Origin of the sequence: Pseudoruegeria sp. HB172150, assembly GCF_013184805.1 — a bacterium.
Taxonomy (GTDB): domain Bacteria; phylum Pseudomonadota; class Alphaproteobacteria; order Rhodobacterales; family Rhodobacteraceae; genus Psychromarinibacter.
Window position 1 is genome coordinate 1,316,271 of record NZ_JAATNG010000001.1, and the last position, 16,507, is coordinate 1,332,777.

Genomic DNA, 16,507 nt, shown 5'->3' on the forward strand with positions numbered 1-16,507 from the left:
GGCCGTGGTGCGAATTCGCCAATCGGGAGAAAAAAGTTGATATCAACATTCATGCCTGACATGCTGTTCGGGCGATTCCAAAAAGGGAAGAGATAGCATGACTTACGTGCAAGGTTTCCTTCTGGCGGTGCCGGAAGCGAACAAGGAGAAGTACCGCAAAATGGCCACGGACGGCTGGGCGCTGATGAAGAAGCACGGCGCAACCGCGACCTACGAAAACTGGGAAATCGACGTCCCCGACGGCGAGGTCACTTCCTTCCCGCTGGCCGTGAAACGGAAGGAAGGGGAGAAGATCGTCTTCTCCTGGATTTTCTGGCCGGACAAGGAAACCTACGACAAGGCGTGGAAAGCGATGATGAACGACGAAGAAATGGCGGGCATAGAAATGCCATTCGACGGCCGGCGGATGATGTGGGGCGGATTCGAGGTGCTGTTCAATGCCTGAGTTTGGTATCGAAATCACCGCCTTCGCCTGGGTGCCCGAGGTTGCACAGGGCTACGTCAAGGACCTTCGCCCGCGCTGGGCGCTGGAAGAGGCCGGTCTGCCGTATTCCGTACGTCTCATCGGTCCGGAAGAAAACAACGGCGCTGAGTACCGGCAATGGCAGCCCTTCGGACAGGTCCCTGCCTATCGCGACCGCGAGATGAAGATCTTCGAAACCGGTGCGATCCTCCTGCGCATCGCCGAACTGTCCGAAAACCTGCGCGCATGGGACGAAGCAGAGCGCGGCCAGCAGATGGCATGGGTCACCGCCGCGCTGAACTCGGTGGAGCCGATGGTGAACAACACCGTCCATCCGGGCATTTTTCATGCCGGCGAGGACTGGGTGGAAGGGTTCCAGCCCGCCGCCGACAGGCTCACAGCCATGCGCCTGGACTCACTGTCCGGCTGGCTCGACGGCAAGGACTGGCTCACCGGCCGGTTCAGCGTCGCGGATATCGTGATGGCCACGGTGCTGCGGGCTCTGGAAAATCGTCCGCTGCTCACGGAACGTCCCGTCCTGTCCGCCTACCTGAAGCGCTGCCTCGACCGTCCAGCATTCGCGCGGGCGCTGGACGGGCAACTCGCGGATTTCGCGCGCTACGAGGCCGCCTGACCGGCCGACGGCGCAGCCGCCGGGCCGGATTTCCTCAACGGCCCGGCGGATCGCGTCACTGAACCGCGCGGGTACGGGGTCTCCGCACCGGCGCCGGACGGACCTGCTTTTCGATATGCTCGTAAAGCAGGCCGGCAACGTTCTTGCCGCTCGCGCGTTCGATCCCTTCGAGACCGGGCGAGGAATTGACCTCCAGAACTTTCGGCCCGCTCTCGGACCGCAAGAGGTCCACACCGCCCAGCCCCAGCTTGAACGCACGCGCCGCCCGGACGGCGGTTTCCCGTTCCGTCTTGCTGATCTTCACCGCCACGGCAGTGCCGCCCCGGTGCAGGTTCGAGCGAAAGTCGCCCTCGGCCCCGGTCCGCTTCATCGAGGCGACGACCCTGCCACCGACGACGAGACAGCGGATGTCTTCGCCCGCCGCTTCCTTGACAAATTGCTGCACGAGAAAGTTCGCACGAAGTCCCCGGAACGCGTCGATCACGGACTGTGCGGCCTTTGGCGTTTCCGCCAGCACGACGCCCTTGCCTTGTGTCGATTCCAGCAGCTTGACGATCAGGGGCGTCTTTCCCACCAGCCCGATCAGGTTGTCGGTATCCTTCGGAGACGCCGCAAAGGCCGTCACCGGCATGCCGATCCGCTGTCTCGCCAGCATCTGATGCGCATGCAGCTTGTCGCGGCTCGCCGTGATCCCTTCGGACCCGTTCAGGCAGTATGTGCCCGTCGTCTCGAACTGGCGCACGACGGCGGTGCCATAGGGGGTGATCGACGCACCGATGCGCGGGATGACGGCGTCGTAGCGCGGCAGGCGCTTGCCGTCATAATGCAGTTCCGGCGCCAGCGTGTTGATCGCCATGTAGCACCGCGTTGTGTCGATCACCTCGACAACATGGCCGCGTTTTTCGCCCTCGTGCACCAGCCGGGTGGTGGAATAGTTGGCTGGTTCCCGGCTCAGCACGGCAATGCGCAGGATCCGGTCGGGCACCACGTCGCGCAGCTCTGCAGAGTGGTAGACGTCGAAGTCCAGCGCCGGCTGGCAGAAGCTCTCCGTCGGGACCACGATCATGTCTTCGGCCAGCGCCTGACGTCCCACGAGAACACGATACGCCATCTGGCCACGGTCGGTCAGGGTCACCTCAACCGGCCATTCACGCCCTCCGATCGACATCGGCGTTTCGATCACATAACGGAACTCGGTTTCCCCGTTGGACGAGGTGACATCGCGCCGGTCCGTGATGGTGGCGGAGCAGGGGATCGCCACGTTGTACTGGCCCGGGATCGGATGGACCTGGAACCGCACCTTCGGTTTGGTGGCGGGCCCGAAAGGTTCGATATCGCTGGCATGCAGCGCCGAGGTCTTGGCGCCGGTGTCGATCTTTGCCTTAAGCGCCGGCAGACCGAGTTTCGGGAAGGAAAGCCATTCTTCCCACCCCAGGCGGAATGGATCGTGCTGGCTGTGAGATTCGGGCATGTACGGTCCTGGACGGCTTGGCTTCGTGCGGCAAATGCCCGAAAAGGCCGGATGCGGCCAGCAGCCGGGCATGACAGGGTACAACATGGCGTCGAATTTTGGCTTTCAAGTAACAGCGACGGACGGAAAGGCGAGGACCGGGGCGATTTCGACCCCGCGCGGAGAGATCCGGACACCTGCCTTCATGCCGGTCGGCACTGCTGCGACAGTCAAGGCGATGATGCCCGAGTCGGTGCGCGCCACCGGTGCCGACATCCTGCTCGGCAACACCTATCATCTGATGCTTCGCCCCGGCGCCGAACGGATCGACCGCCTCGGCGGGCTCCACAAATTCATGAACTGGGAGCGTCCGATCCTTACGGATTCCGGCGGTTTCCAGGTGATGTCGCTGGCCGAACTGCGGAAACTGACCGAAAAAGGCGTCACCTTCCGCTCGCATATCGACGGCTCGAAGCACGAACTGACGCCGGAACGCTCGATGGAGATCCAGCGTCTTCTCGGGTCCGACATCGTGATGTGCTTCGACGAATGCCCCGCGCTGCCAGCTGATGAAGAGACCGTCGCAACGTCGATGCGCCTCTCGATGCGCTGGGCGCAGCGGTCGCGCGACGCGTTCGGCGACCGTCCGGGGCATGCGCTCTTCGGCATCCAGCAGGGTGGGGTGACCGAGGAATTGCGCGGCGAAAGCGCCGAAGCCCTTTCGCGGATCGGCTTCGACGGCTACGCAATCGGCGGCCTTGCCGTGGGCGAGGGGCAGGAGGCGATGTTCGGTGTCCTCGACTACGCGCCCGGCATGCTTCCGGAGGACAAACCGCGCTATCTGATGGGCGTCGGCAAGCCCGACGACATCCTCGGCGCCGTCAAGCGCGGCGTCGACATGATGGACTGCGTGCTGCCCAGCCGATCCGGCCGCACCGGCCAGGCCTTCACGCGGCGGGGCGTCGTGAACATCAAGAACGCCCGCCACCAGGACGACCCGCGCCCGCTGGACGAGCATTGCACCTGTCCTGCCTGCAGCCGCTATTCCCGCGCCTATCTGCATCATGTTTTCCGATCGCAGGAGATCATCAGTTCGATGCTGCTGACCTGGCACAACCTGCATTACTATCAGGAACTCATGGCCGGTATGCGTGCCGCCATCTCGGAAGGGCGCTTCACCGAATTCGAAAGCGAATTCAATGCAATGCGCGAGATGGGCGACATAGAGCCGCTCTAGGCTCCGCCGGGGAACCGGCCACGCCGGGTTGCCGCGGTGCAGCGAGCCCATAGGTCTGCCTGGACAGAATGATCCAAGGAGACCGGTTATGTCCCACCCCCTTTTCCAGCCATTCACCGCAGGTGACATCGAGCTGAGCAACCGCGTCGTCATGGCCCCGCTGACCCGGAACCGCGCCGACAACGACACCGGCGAAGTCGGCGACCTGCACGTCGAGTACTACCGCCAGCGCGCCGGCGCCGGTCTGATCGTGACCGAGGCCACCCAGATCAGCCCCGAAGGCAAGGGCTACCTCGCCACCCCCGGCATCTACACCGAGGAACAGGCCGCCGCCTGGAAGAAGGTGACCGACGCCGTGCATGCCGAAGGCGGCAAGATCGTCGTCCAACTCTGGCATGTCGGCCGCATCAGCCACGTGTCGCTGCAACCGCACGGCCAGCAGCCCGTCGCGCCCTCGCCACTGGCCGCCGGCGTGAAGACCTTCACGGCCAACGGATTCGAAGAAACCTCGCCGCCCCGCGCACTTGCGCTGGAAGAGTTGCCGCGCGTCATCAACGATTACCGCCACGCCGCGCACATGGCGATGAAGGCAGGCTTTGACGGTGTCGAGGTGCACGGCGCCAACGGCTACCTCATCGACCAGTTTCTCAAGACCGGCGCCAACCGCCGCGACGACGCGTTCGGCGGCACGCCCGAAAACCGGGCCCGTCTGCTGCTCGACGTGATGGAGGCCGTGACCGGCGCAATCGGCGGCGGCAAGGTCGGCCTGCGCCTGTCGCCGTTCAGCCCCGCGAACGGCATAGACGACGCCGATCCGATGGAAACCTTCGGCTACGCGATCCCGCAACTGAATCGCTTCGACCTCGCCTATCTGCACATGGTCGAAGGGGCCACAGGCGGCACGCGTGAGCTGGCAGAGGGCGAAAGCATCGACGAACTGCGCAGGCTCTTCGATGGCCCATACATGGCCAATAACGGCTACGACCGCGAAATGGCCATGAAAGCGGTCGAATCCGGCAAGGCGGACCTGATCGCCTTTGGCCGGCCCTTCATCGCCAATCCGGACCTTGTGGAACGGCTGAAGCGCGACGCACCGCTCAACGAGGGCGACCGCGACACCTTCTACGGCGGCGGCGCGGAAGGATTTACCGACTATCCGGCGCTGGAGGTTGCCTGAACGAACCCCGGGCGCAGCGCTTTGGCGTTGCGCCCTCCGGAATTCCGGCCCTTGCCGAACAGGCTCATGAGAGTCAGAGTGGGCGGAACGGAACGCCGGTATGGTTGAAACAGAAGGGCAGAAGCCCCAGATCTTGAGGCCAAGACCGGAGACGGACGAGTGTCGCCGCTTATCGGGGCCAGGACCGTCTTGCCAAGCAAGGAAAGAGCATGTCTGAACAATTTCCGTCTTACCCAGTTCTGCCGCTGCGCGACATTGTGGTCTTCCCCCACATGATCGTACCGCTCTTCGTCGGGCGCGAGAAATCCGTGCGCGCGCTCGAGGAAGTGATGCAGGACGACAAACAGATCCTGCTGTCGAGCCAGGTCGATCCCGGGGTAGACGAGCCCACTCCCGACGGAATCTTCGAGGTCGGCGTTCTCGCCAACGTCCTGCAGCTGCTCAAGCTGCCCGACGGCACCGTGAAGGTGCTGGTCGAAGGGCGCAGCCGCGTGCGTATCCACGATTACCTCGACAACGATCAGTTCTTCGAGGCGCGTGCCGAGGTGCTGGAGGAAGATCCGGGCGATCGCGCCACCGTCGTGGCCCTGGTGAAATCGGTCGCCGAGGACTTCGAGCGCTACGCCAAGATCAAGAAGAACATCCCCGAGGAAGCCCTCGGTGCCGTGGCCGAGACGCGCGAGCCGAACAAGCTTGCGGATCTCGTGGCCGGTCACCTCGGCGTCGAGGTCGACCAGAAGCAGGAGCTTCTGGAAACGCTGTCCGTCGCCGAACGGCTGGAAAAGATCTATGGCCTGATGCAGGGCGAGATGTCGGTTCTGCAGGTCGAGAAAAAGATCAAGACCCGCGTCAAATCGCAGATGGAGCGCACCCAGCGCGAGTACTACCTGAATGAGCAGATGAAGGCCATTCAGAAGGAACTGGGCGACGGCGAAGACGGCGCGAACGAGATCGCGGAACTCGAAGAGAAGATCGCGAACACCAAGCTGTCCAAGGAAGCCAAGGAAAAGGCCGAGGCAGAGGTGAAAAAGCTTCGCTCGATGTCTCCGATGTCGGCCGAAGCCACCGTGGTCCGCAACTACCTCGACTGGATGCTGTCGATCCCGTGGGGCACCAAGTCCCGCGTCAAGAAGGACCTGCACCGCGCCCAGGCGATCCTGGACGACGACCACTACAGCCTGGAAAAGGTCAAGGAACGCATCGTCGAGTATCTCGCGGTGCAGCAGCGGTCGAAAAAGCTGAAGGGGCCGATCATGTGCCTCGTCGGCCCTCCGGGCGTGGGCAAGACCTCGCTGGGCCGGTCCGTCGCCAAGGCGACGGGGCGCGAGTTCATCCGCATCTCGCTTGGCGGCGTGCGCGATGAATCCGAGATCCGCGGCCACCGCAGGACCTATATCGGCTCCATGCCCGGCAAGATCATCCAGGCGCTGAAGAAGGCCAAGACCACGAACCCGCTGATCCTGCTCGATGAAATCGACAAGATGGGCCAGGATTTCCGTGGCGACCCGGCTTCGGCGATGCTGGAGGTTCTGGATCCGGAACAGAACGCGACCTTCACGGACCACTACCTCGAGGTGGAATACGACCTCTCGAACGTGATGTTCCTGACCACGGCGAACTCCTACAACATGCCGGGGCCGCTTCTGGACCGGATGGAGATCATTCCGCTGGCCGGCTACACCGAGGACGAGAAGTCCGAGATCGCCAAGCAGCACCTGATCCCGAAGCAGATCAAGAACCACGGCCTGAAGAAGGGCGAGTTCGAACTGACGGACGGCGCGCTTAAGGACATCATCCGCTACTACACCCGCGAAGCGGGCGTACGGAACCTGGAGCGTGAGATCGCCAAGATCTGCCGGAAATCGGTGACCAGGCTGATCAAGAAGGAAGCCGAGACGGTCGAGGTTTCTTCCGACAACCTGGATGATTTCCTGGGTGTCCGGAAATTCCGCTACGGCCTGGCCGAAAAGGACGATCAAATCGGTGTCGTGACCGGTCTGGCCTGGACCTCCGTTGGCGGCGACCTGCTGTCGATCGAGGCTCTGCGCCTGCCGGGCAAGGGCCGGATGAAGACCACCGGCAAGCTTGGCGACGTGATGAAGGAGTCGATCGACGCGGCGTCGAGCTACGTCCGTGCCATCGCGCCGTCCATCGGCGTCAAGCCGCCGCGCTTCGACCGGATGGACATCCACGTGCACGTGCCGGAAGGGGCGACGCCCAAGGATGGCCCGTCCGCCGGTGTCGCGATGGTGACTTCCATCGTGTCGGTCCTGACGCAGATCCCGGTCCGCAAGGACATCGCCATGACTGGCGAGGTCACCCTGCGCGGCCACGTCCTGCCGATCGGCGGTCTCAAGGAGAAACTCCTTGCGGCTCTGAGGGGCGGCATCACCACGGTGCTGATCCCGCAGGAGAACGAGAAGGACCTGACCGAGATCCCGGACAACGTGAAGCAAGGTCTCACGATCATCCCGGTCTCGACCGTGGCGGAGGTGCTGGACAAGGCGCTGGTACGCAAGCCGGAGCCCATCGAATGGGACGAGGCTGCCGAGGAAGAGGCCGCGGCCGCACGCGCCGCGATGAATCCGCAGCCAGATGCGCCCGGTGCCGTCGCGCACTGACCTGTGCCGCAGCTGCAAACAAGAAGGCGCCCTCCGGGGCGCCTTTTCTTTTGGGCAAATCACTGTATCTTCGGTGGATATTCGTTCACCGGTCTAGATTTAGGACTCGTACACAAGTGAAAGGTGGAAATAGTTAATTTCTGGGTGTAAGCTCGCTGCAATTGCAAACATCGGATTAGCTGGGGGTGTCATGGCCAGAAAGACAACCGCGCACAAACCGACTGCCAACAAAATCGATAAGTCGGTGACTGCCGAGACCACAAGTGAATTGCCGGAAATCGCCGATACGGCGGACGGACCGAAAGTCATGGGGAAGCGCGAACTTGTGAATCGCGTCGTCGAAGCGTCCGGCATCAAGAAACGTGCCGCCAAGCCGGTGGTAGAAGCGATGCTCAAGGAACTGGGCGACGCGCTCTCGCGGGGCGAAACGCTGAACCTGCAGCCATTCGGCAAGGGCATCGTCAAGAACTACCGGAATCTCGAGAATGCCGAGGTCGTGGAACTGCGCCTGCGCCGTTCGAAACAGGCGATCCGCGCTGCCGAAGAGTCGGACGAAGATCCCCTTGCGCAGCCTGCCGAGTGACGCTAAATGACAGCCCCGGCCGGGTGATTAGCTCAGTGGTAGAGCGCTTCGTTCACATCGAAGATGTCAGGAGTTCGAATCTCTTATCACCCACCATTCACCCGCTAGGGAACGTGCCATAGGCGCGGCACAGGGTGTCCGTTGTCGGACACGATGCGCCAGGGGCCGGTGCCGGTCTCCTGCTGTCGTCTCACCAGGCCTATGTCCCGCCACACATGCGCAGAGAACGCCGCATCGATGTCGCGCCGCAGCGGGACCCGAAACGCGTCCCGACACCGCTCCAACAGCCATTCGCTGAAATTCCACGTCCACACGATTACTCTCCCTGACTTGGCCCCCTTGAGTCGGGCCCGGAGATCGTGGTGTAGTTCCTCAAGCCAACTTGAGGTCAAGCGATGAAAAAGCCGGTTTCCAACGACCTGAGCGTCGGTGTTTTCGCCGAGCGGGCAGGGGTGCCCGTCTCCACGATCCATTTCTATGAGGCCGAGGGCCTGATCGAAAGCTGGCGCACCCCCGCCAACCACCGCCGCTACGACCGGCGCGAACTGCGCCGGGTCGCCATCATCCGCGTGGCGCAATCGGTCGGCGTGCCCTTGTCGGAAATCCGCGATGTGCTGGCGCGCCTGCCGCGCGACCGCGCTATCAGGGCCAGCGACTGGGCCGAAGCGGCGGAACCGTGGAAAGCACAGCTCGACGACCGCATCGCGCTCCTGCAGCGGCTGCGCGATCAGATCGGCGCCTGCATCGGCTGCGGCTGCCTGTCGGTGGAAAACTGCCCGCTCTACAACCCGGCCGACACGCTCGGCCGCAACGGTCCGGGCCCGCGCCGCTGGATCGGCGCCCGGCGCGAACGCGAGGGCATTCCGCAGCCCTGATCCGCAAACCCTTGCGCGCAGCGCGCTGCTTCGCTATCAGGCGCGTCGCGGCGGGTGATTAGCTCAGTTGGTAGAGCGCTTCGTTTACACCGAAGATGTCGGGAGTTCGAGTCTCTCATCACCCACCATCCTATTTCCATTGAAAACAAACGATAATTTCTCGATCCGGGCGCGGAATCCATGGTAGTTCCCCCAAATTTCCATGGTAATCTCCGATCACTTTTTGCTGATGTGATGGGGCTCTGCGCTAGAAGAATCGACACATCTCGCGACCGTTCCGTGTCCGCGTATTGACATATATGCCACAGTAGTGTTACTGTTTAGCAACACACGGTGCTTTCTCCCGCGTGGCGCTGGCCCTTGTCCTCCACATCCATATTCCCACGACAGGAAACCAAAAATGTTCGACAAAAATGTCGATAGCTTTCGAAATATGCTCACCATTCCCGGCAACGAAGCCCTGAAATCCCTCTGGGATGTTACGTCCGACCGCTTGCTGGCGGAACTGGCCGATCAAGGCGTAACCATATCCAAGGCCGAACTGATGGGGTTGCGGTCCGTTCGCACGTACGTAGCGCTCAATGGGACGGACGACAGCTATCTCATGAACGTTCGGCAGGAGATCGAAGAATCCCTCCCCCGTCTCAAAAAGGCGCGCGAGTTGGAAGAGGTCCGACAACGGATCGAAGCGGAAGATGCAGCAGCGGTCGAGGAAATACAAAGCCTCCGCCCCGCCAACCGGATGCAAAAGGCACGTGCCGCAGGGATGGATCTTCCGAAGCGCCACCAAGGCCGAAATGATCCCGAAACGACGGGCCAAAAGGAGCCGACTATCGAAGACCTCACACGTGCTGTCCAGCACCTCAGCGGTGCCGAGCGACTGAAGGCGCATCGTGCGTTGCGAGACCTTCTCCAAGCGGACGACAACTGATGGAGTACGTATCGGCAAGCGACATCAATTTGGCCCTCGGATACGGCCCCCGAGTCGACGTCTCACGGAAGGTCATTTCGTTTACCGGTGGCCCTCGGGCTGAAACGGCCCGCATCCCAAGCGGAGTCGGTCGCGGCCAAGAGCGAGGCTACGATGTGGACGCCGTCTGTGTTTGGTTGCGTCGGGTAGTGGCGGCGCATCTCTTCAACGGCCCGCAAGAGTTGGTGCTCCGATCACGAGCGCGCCCGGCGGCACGTACGGTACGGCTGGATGTGGCTGGCGATGACTGAACCACGGTACATCACTATCAGCCACATTTCAGATGTGCTGCACGTGAGCCGCAACGATGTTGGCGCACTGCTTCGCCTCACTGGATGTGTCCCAACAGCAAAGGGCATTCACCGGCGGGATGGGGGATACCCCGTGCCAAAAAAGAACGGGTTCGACCCTCGCTCAACCATCCGACACCTGAAACGCGTGCTCGCCCCCGAGCACTGGTCACCCGAACGCGCGAAAAAGCTCATGGGCATGGCAGTCCCGGAGTGCGACCTATGACCATGTACGTCTCCATTGCCGAAATTACCCAAGTGTGTGCTGAAAGCGAAAGTTGCGTTCGCGGTTTCGTTAATATGGTCAAGCCGAAGATCCGACGCGTCCGGAAGGGTGCCGGGGCGAGTACGGCCTACGTCTGCGAAGACGTGGTGCATGCATTCGAGCATGCCGCGTTGAACTGGGACGCTGCTAAATCTGCCGCCCTCCGAGAATTGGGTCGCCCTCTCGACACCTTCCGCCGTTCCTATTTTGGGCAGCGAATATGACCGAGGATATTGGTGCGCTTCCGCTAAAAAACCAGAAACATGAACAGTTTGCTCGGTTGATTGCAGTAGACGGCATGGGTATTGGTCTCGCCTATGCCACGATACAGGGGCGGGTGCCTCCCGACGGTGAGGCGCTGTCCGGTTCGATCCGGGCCAGCGCCGGGGCTCTGGCAAAGAAGCATGCAACGCGGATCGAATTCCTACGCGAGGAACAGGCGCGTCTCGCCCTTGCCGCAGAAGACGAGAATCCTCCGCCCGAGATCCGAGGCGACGACATTGGTGCACTGCTGGACCGGATCACGCGTGACTTGATGCAGAGCTGCGATGTGGCGACTGCTACCGGCCACCGTAAGATCGCCCAGCAGCTCAGTCGGGTGGCTCTCAAACACGTCGGTCGGGTGGGCCGCGCCCGCCGGAAAGGAGCGGTGAGTTATGGGGACAAGCTCGTGGACCCAGCATTCAAGAAACAGGTTTTTGACGCTATCATGATGCCGACGTGCACTTGCGGGGAGGCAGCGAACGATGAGTAACGACCCCTCCATTGCGGCCCTGTTTCGCATCGCTGAAAGCGAAAGCGGCGCGGTCCGGCAGTTGACTGCGAAGCTGAAAACGGTACGCGGGAAGAGCGCGGAAAACACCCTTCGCCAGCTCGCCGAAAGCATCGACATCCTTAGCAGTACGCTTTCGAAGCTGGCAGGTATGGAGTTGCCTGAAGAGCAATCTCCATCGACGCCGGGAGGTGCAAAGTGCGACATGAGCGATGCGGGACACAACCTTTTCGCGGCGAAGCGTACCATTCTCGCCCTGAAGAATGGCATATGCCCAGCCTGTGGCGGTATACTTCCGACTTCGCGTGCTAACGCACGTGCGCAGACGCCTGACACCCTAGCCATGGCGGAACGGATCGCGAAGGCACGCCATGCAGCTCAGTGACTGGAAGGCACCTTGGTCCGGCCCTGCTTGTCCTCTGTCCTCGACGCAGGCACTGGGCGCATTCGGCCCGATCCATTACGACCCTGCGGCCACATACGTCGGCGACGGGCGCGGATCAGCCTTCCGGGTGGTCACGGAAGATGAGGCCCGCGAGCTTGGCCTTCATCACTGTTTCACGGGCGTCCGGTGCGCCAACGGACACATCGCTCCGCGCCGACTGCGCAGCGAGAAATCCGGTCGGGGTACTGGTTGTCTGGCGTGTCGCCGCGATGCGCGACGTCGCAAAAGTTCGGGCTCATCTATTCCAATCAAACGCGGCAATAACTAGTTAACATGTTGAGCGTCCACGTCCCGTGGCACTCAGTGAGCCCTGCCGCATCCGACTTGTATTATCGCGGCAGGGCTCACCTCTGCATTCCCGACATCTTGACACCACTCCACCCGACAGGAGCCTCAATGAAAGCAACTTGAATGTACCTAACCCCCTACGAACGCTCAAAGGTCCATGTCTCTTTGACCGAGGCATTGAGCGACCCAAAAGACCCATTCGCCGCACCTTGCGAAAAGGATCGTCGCGCCGCGCTGGCGGAGGCGATTGCCTACGCGGACACTGGAAACCTTGGCAGCCTCGCGACGATCTTCAGTTTAGCTGAAGCAATTGACGTCTACGTGTTCGAGATCACAGGCGGACCTGCCAGCGGTGTCAAGCTGGACACGCGGGAATTGAAGAAGAAGTACGGCGCAGCGACTGTGAATCTTGCCCTCAAGTTGGCTGGTCACAGCGCGGCAGCCTTTCATCACCGGCGTCAGCCGGACGTGACAATTCCAACGAAGATCCTGTCCGAATGGTACGATGATGGGTAACGAATACTATCAGGTTGGTAATAATACTCACGCAAATTCGCAGACTCTTTTCAATATGTCGTTGGAGGTTCTTTGCGGCACGCTGGATGTAGTCAGGTGGGTTGCAATGTGCCAAATTATGATTGACGAGCGTGCGAAAAGCTGAATCTGCAAATCATTGACTCGAGCGAATCGGCTCGCTAGATACAAGAAGACCGCCGCCCCCGGCTAGAAGGGCGACGGTCTTATACTATGAACACGATCTATATACAGTATATCGCCGAAAAGTTCAAGCTGTATATGGTCGAAAACCAAGGGTTAACGGCTAAGAATGCTCTTCATCGCTTCTCCTAGATCATGATGCTTCGCGCCCGCGTCTAAGCGGGAGCGAAAACATCATGGTCGATGCCGTCGGATGGTCCGGCGGTGGTGTTGGCTGCCGTCAGATACGGCAGCGGCATCTTTATGGAGAAGACTATGAACAAACATTCCAATGACGACTTCGAGCTGATCGAGTCTGAGCCCCAGTACATGAACGACGCCGAACTGCTCGGGACAGACCATCCCAACATGCAGGAAATGTTGGCGCGACCGTTCGTCTGTATGACTGGCGACCTCTACGGCGCCCGCGACCGGCGCAACACGCAAGACGGCGACTGGAAGCGCGTGGAAATGCCGTTGCTGGCTTGGCTTCAAGGCGCGGAAAAAGGCAAGCGAACGTGGGGCCTGACGCGTCACCCTGAGAACAAGAGCAAAGAGGGCGCCTCCATCGTTCTGGTGGATGCAATCGACGGCGCACGGACGGATAGTGCGATCAAGACCATGTATGCGGTCGGACTCGACATCGACTCCGGTGCATCGCTGGATTTCGTGCTCGACAAGCTGGAAGACCTTGGGCTCTTCGCTATCGTCTACACGTCGCACAGTCACGGCAAGGACACGCTGACGCTCAAGCATGACGACATCATGCGCAAGCTCAAGCTCAAGGAGTCTCCGAATCGCACGCAGATTCAGATGTATCTGCGCGAGCACCACAAGGATCGCTACGACGACGACTTCATCGAGACAATCGAGATCGAAGAACTCCGCCACCAGACCAAAGACGGGTTGAAGACGATCCTGAAAACGCGTCCGCTGGACAAGTTTCGCGTGATCCTGCCGCTGTGGGAACCGGTTGAACTGGCTGACCTCGCACCGACCGTTAAGGAATGGAAGGACGTGTGGGCGGACGCGGTTACAGGCGTCGCCGTGAACATGCTGGGCGTGTCCTTCGACTCCACGTGCGCCGATGTGAACCGCCTGTTCTTCACACCACGCCACGCGCCGGATGCAGAAGACTGGTACAGCGCCGTTGTGCAGGGGCGCCCGCTGCGCTTCGAAGACATCGAGCCCTATTCCAAGGACAAGTACGTTCGCAACCGTGGTGGGGATGCCGATCCCTTTGCGGCTGTTGGTGGTGACCACAAAGCTCAGCGTGAACAGTTCACGACCGAGTCCAGCTTCGACCTGAACGCGTGGCATCGCGACTATAAAGAGCGGTGGCTGGCTGCCGACGTCATTGAGTCTTTCGCTCACGACAAGGTCCGCGTTGCAGGCGGCGAACGCCCCGGTACCGTGCACCTAGAGTGTCCGTTTGAACACGAGCACTCTAAGCCGGATGGCACCGCCACCATGGCGATGAATCCGGATGAGAATGAAGCCGGTTACTGGACCATTTTCTGTCGGCACGATTCGTGCCAAGGCCGCAACAAGCTGGAATTCGTCCGGCAGATGCTGGAAGATGGCTGGTTCGAGGAATCCATCCTGACCGACGAGGAATGGTGCATACCGCTGCCGGATGAAGATCAGGAGCCCGAACCCAAAGACGTAGCCGCTACACTCGACAAGAAGTCTAAAGACTCGGCCATCGTGAGCGCTGCGAAAGGCGTGGCGCAGTTCTGTGAAGACGAAGGTTTTTTGGAACGGCTGATTGACGACATCAGCGCCCGAGTTTCTCAGCGCAAAACGAGTGTGCGCCGTCTTGTCGCGACAGGCATTAAGGAGGCCAAGACTGGATCGCAAATGATCGCTGAAGGCGGTTCGGCGGATGGCCAAAACCCGCAAATCATCTTGAACAACTTCCGGGCCAATAGCGATGACGTTCGGAAGGTCATGACGGATCAAGGTGACGATCCTGTCTTGTTTCACAACATGGGGCGATTGGTGACTGTCGAAACCGATGAGAACGCCAATTTGCGGTTTCAGCAGACGACGCCTGAACGCTTGAAAGCTCGGATCGAGGATCGGATTGACTTCTATCGGGAGAACGAGAAGGGCGATCTGAAAAATGTCGAGGCCCCGAAAGGCATCGTAAACCGCATATTTCAGGGGGATCTGACGGAGTATCCGCCGATCCACCGCATTGTCAGCGCGCCGGTCTGCGGCGCCGAAGGTGAACTGGTTCGCGAGGCCGGATACCACAAAAGTGGGATTCTCTTTCAGCCGAAGCCCGGTGTCACGATCCCCGAGATACCGGAGGAACCGACAGAGGACGAAGTGCACGACGCAGTGCGGAAGCTGGCCGTGCCGTTTCGGGAGTTTCCGCTGGACGGAATGACGGCCGACGAGTTCGACGCGGCTCTTGAGAACGGCGACGACGTTCCGTCGTTTTGTCATCTGGTGTCCTTTGGACTGACGCCGATTTGTCGGGATATCATTCCGGGACCGACGCCGATCCACCTTGCGCGCAAGATGAAACCTCGGACCGGCGCGACGACGATTTTGATGCACATGGGATACATCGCCACGCTGGACTATGTGGACCCGATGGCGCTGCCGGACTCGAAGGCGGAGGTGGTTAAAACCTTCGTTTCTATGTTGGATGAAGGCGCACCCTACGGCCTTTTGGACAATCTGTCGTCGGCGGGTGAAATTGAATCCGACGAAGCCGCCTCCGTTGTGACCGCCTATCCGTACTACAAGGCCCGGCGGTTGAACCACTCCGCCATGATCAAGGCATCGGTGAAGATCACGTGGGGTGCCACGGGAAACAAGACGGCGTTGTCGCCACAGCTTGCCGAACGGACGCTCTTGATCCAACTCGACCCGAAGATGGAGCACCCGGAAGACCGCAAGTTTAGCCTTAACCTGAGCGACCACATCCCCCGGCATGCGGGCGAATATCTGTACTGCTTGCTGGTGCTTGTTCAAAACTGGAAGGCTAAGGGCTGCCCGAAATGGGAAGGGCAGTCGCTGGGAGGCTTCAAGTCCCACGCAGAGGTGATCGGTGGCATTCTGGAAGCCGCAGGCATTCGCGGTTTTATGAAGAACCGGGGCAAGCTGAAAGCTATTGCCAAGACGGAAGAGCCGACTTCCGCTTTGCTGGATGCCGCCATTGCCGCACATCACGCCGTGCCCGGTGGCAAAGCAGGTGTCCTGTTCCGTGCATGGGGAACCCAACCGCCGCCGAAAAAGATCAAGAACGATGCGGGTGAGTTCATTCCGTACGAATACGCCGACCATCATGTTGTGGCGATCCGGGATCTTCTGAACGAACACGAAATCGCACTGAAGAACCTCGGATGGGTCAAAGCAGACAGTGACGGGGCTATTTTCTACCCTGAGAAGGCCAAGCAATCCGTGTCTCAGATGGTGGCTGGACTTACTGACGACGTTCGCGAATGGGACGCCAGCAAGACCGATAGCGAGAACCAGCATGGGCGGTATCAGGTTCAAAAGGTACGTGATGATCAGCATGGAGCGCTGTACGAACTGGTGCAGTTGCCGCCGTTCGAGTGATGTTGGGGCGCGTCAGCGCCTGCTGGTAGGTGGCTGGTAGGTGTGGCTCCCACCCGCGTTTTTTGCGCCCGCCGATGATTTGTTGCGATGTGTGCGCTGGTAGGTCCGAACCTACCAGCGACCTACCAGCCACCTACCAGCAACTATTTCTTAATGTTTTCAGAT

General features: G+C 60.8%; 14 protein-coding genes and 2 tRNA genes. 15 read left to right on the plus strand and 1 reads right to left on the minus strand.

The genetic code is table 11. The features are described 5' to 3' along the window. Positions 1-97: 97 nt before the first annotated feature. Complete coding sequence (locus HCO70_RS06425; protein ID WP_172294163.1) at positions 98-445, plus strand: DUF1428 domain-containing protein; 348 nt, start codon at positions 98-100, stop codon at positions 443-445. Next, positions 438-1,097: a glutathione S-transferase family protein gene (locus HCO70_RS06430; protein WP_172294165.1), complete on the plus strand. Its 660-nt coding sequence runs from the start codon at positions 438-440 to the stop codon at positions 1,095-1,097. The genes HCO70_RS06425 and HCO70_RS06430 overlap by 8 nt, the downstream gene beginning before the upstream one ends. Positions 1,098-1,152: 55 nt before the next feature. Here the strand turns inward: HCO70_RS06430 and rimK are convergent, their stop codons facing one another. After that, positions 1,153-2,568, minus strand: coding sequence for a 30S ribosomal protein S6--L-glutamate ligase (gene rimK / locus HCO70_RS06435; RefSeq protein WP_172294167.1), 1,416 nt, complete (start codon positions 2,566-2,568; stop codon positions 1,153-1,155). A gap of 85 nt (positions 2,569-2,653) precedes the next feature. Here rimK and tgt point away from each other — a divergent pair, with 85 nt between their 5' ends. From tgt to HCO70_RS06500, 13 genes are all read left to right on the plus strand, one after another. Then, a complete protein-coding gene (tgt, locus tag HCO70_RS06440) occupies positions 2,654-3,784 on the plus strand; it encodes a tRNA guanosine(34) transglycosylase Tgt (protein WP_172296185.1) in 1,131 nt (376 codons plus the stop codon). An 88-nt stretch (positions 3,785-3,872) separates the two neighbouring features. After that, positions 3,873-4,961 carry an alkene reductase gene (locus tag HCO70_RS06445; RefSeq protein ID WP_172294169.1) on the plus strand — a complete coding sequence of 363 codons (1,089 nt, stop codon included), beginning with the start codon at positions 3,873-3,875 and terminating at the stop codon, positions 4,959-4,961. A gap of 209 nt (positions 4,962-5,170) precedes the next feature. After that, a complete protein-coding gene (gene lon, locus HCO70_RS06450) occupies positions 5,171-7,582 on the plus strand; it encodes an endopeptidase La (RefSeq protein ID WP_172294171.1) in 2,412 nt (803 codons plus the stop codon). A 190-nt stretch (positions 7,583-7,772) separates the two neighbouring features. After that, the gene (locus tag HCO70_RS06455) at positions 7,773-8,165 is read left to right on the plus strand and encodes an HU family DNA-binding protein (RefSeq protein WP_172294173.1); all 393 of its coding nucleotides are present in this window, start codon (positions 7,773-7,775) and stop codon (positions 8,163-8,165) included. A gap of 21 nt (positions 8,166-8,186) precedes the next feature. After that, positions 8,187-8,261: transfer RNA gene (locus HCO70_RS06460), tRNA-Val, on the plus strand. A 299-nt stretch (positions 8,262-8,560) separates the two neighbouring features. Beyond that, on the plus strand, positions 8,561-9,040 hold the full coding sequence (gene soxR, locus HCO70_RS06465; protein WP_172294175.1) for a redox-sensitive transcriptional activator SoxR: 480 nt from the start codon (positions 8,561-8,563) through the stop codon (positions 9,038-9,040). A gap of 52 nt (positions 9,041-9,092) precedes the next feature. Next, positions 9,093-9,168: transfer RNA gene (locus HCO70_RS06470), tRNA-Val, on the plus strand. Positions 9,169-9,440: 272 nt separating this feature from the next. After that, entirely contained in the window at positions 9,441-9,971 is a 531-nt protein-coding gene (locus HCO70_RS06475) for a hypothetical protein (protein WP_172294177.1), read from the plus strand. Positions 9,972-10,522: 551 nt separating this feature from the next. Continuing rightward, complete coding sequence (locus HCO70_RS06480; RefSeq protein WP_172294179.1) at positions 10,523-10,789, plus strand: hypothetical protein; 267 nt, start codon at positions 10,523-10,525, stop codon at positions 10,787-10,789. Then, positions 10,786-11,319: a hypothetical protein gene (locus HCO70_RS06485; RefSeq protein ID WP_172294181.1), complete on the plus strand. Its 534-nt coding sequence runs from the start codon at positions 10,786-10,788 to the stop codon at positions 11,317-11,319. The genes HCO70_RS06480 and HCO70_RS06485 overlap by 4 nt, the downstream gene beginning before the upstream one ends. Beyond that, entirely contained in the window at positions 11,312-11,722 is a 411-nt protein-coding gene (locus HCO70_RS06490; RefSeq protein ID WP_172294183.1) for a hypothetical protein, read from the plus strand. Before HCO70_RS06485 ends, HCO70_RS06490 begins: the two co-directional genes overlap by 8 nt. A gap of 471 nt (positions 11,723-12,193) precedes the next feature. Next, the gene (locus HCO70_RS06495; RefSeq protein WP_172294185.1) at positions 12,194-12,586 is read left to right on the plus strand and encodes a hypothetical protein; all 393 of its coding nucleotides are present in this window, start codon (positions 12,194-12,196) and stop codon (positions 12,584-12,586) included. 456 nt (positions 12,587-13,042) lie between these two features. Continuing rightward, positions 13,043-16,342, plus strand: coding sequence for a hypothetical protein (locus HCO70_RS06500; protein ID WP_172294187.1), 3,300 nt, complete (start codon positions 13,043-13,045; stop codon positions 16,340-16,342). Positions 16,343-16,507 lie beyond the last annotated feature (165 nt).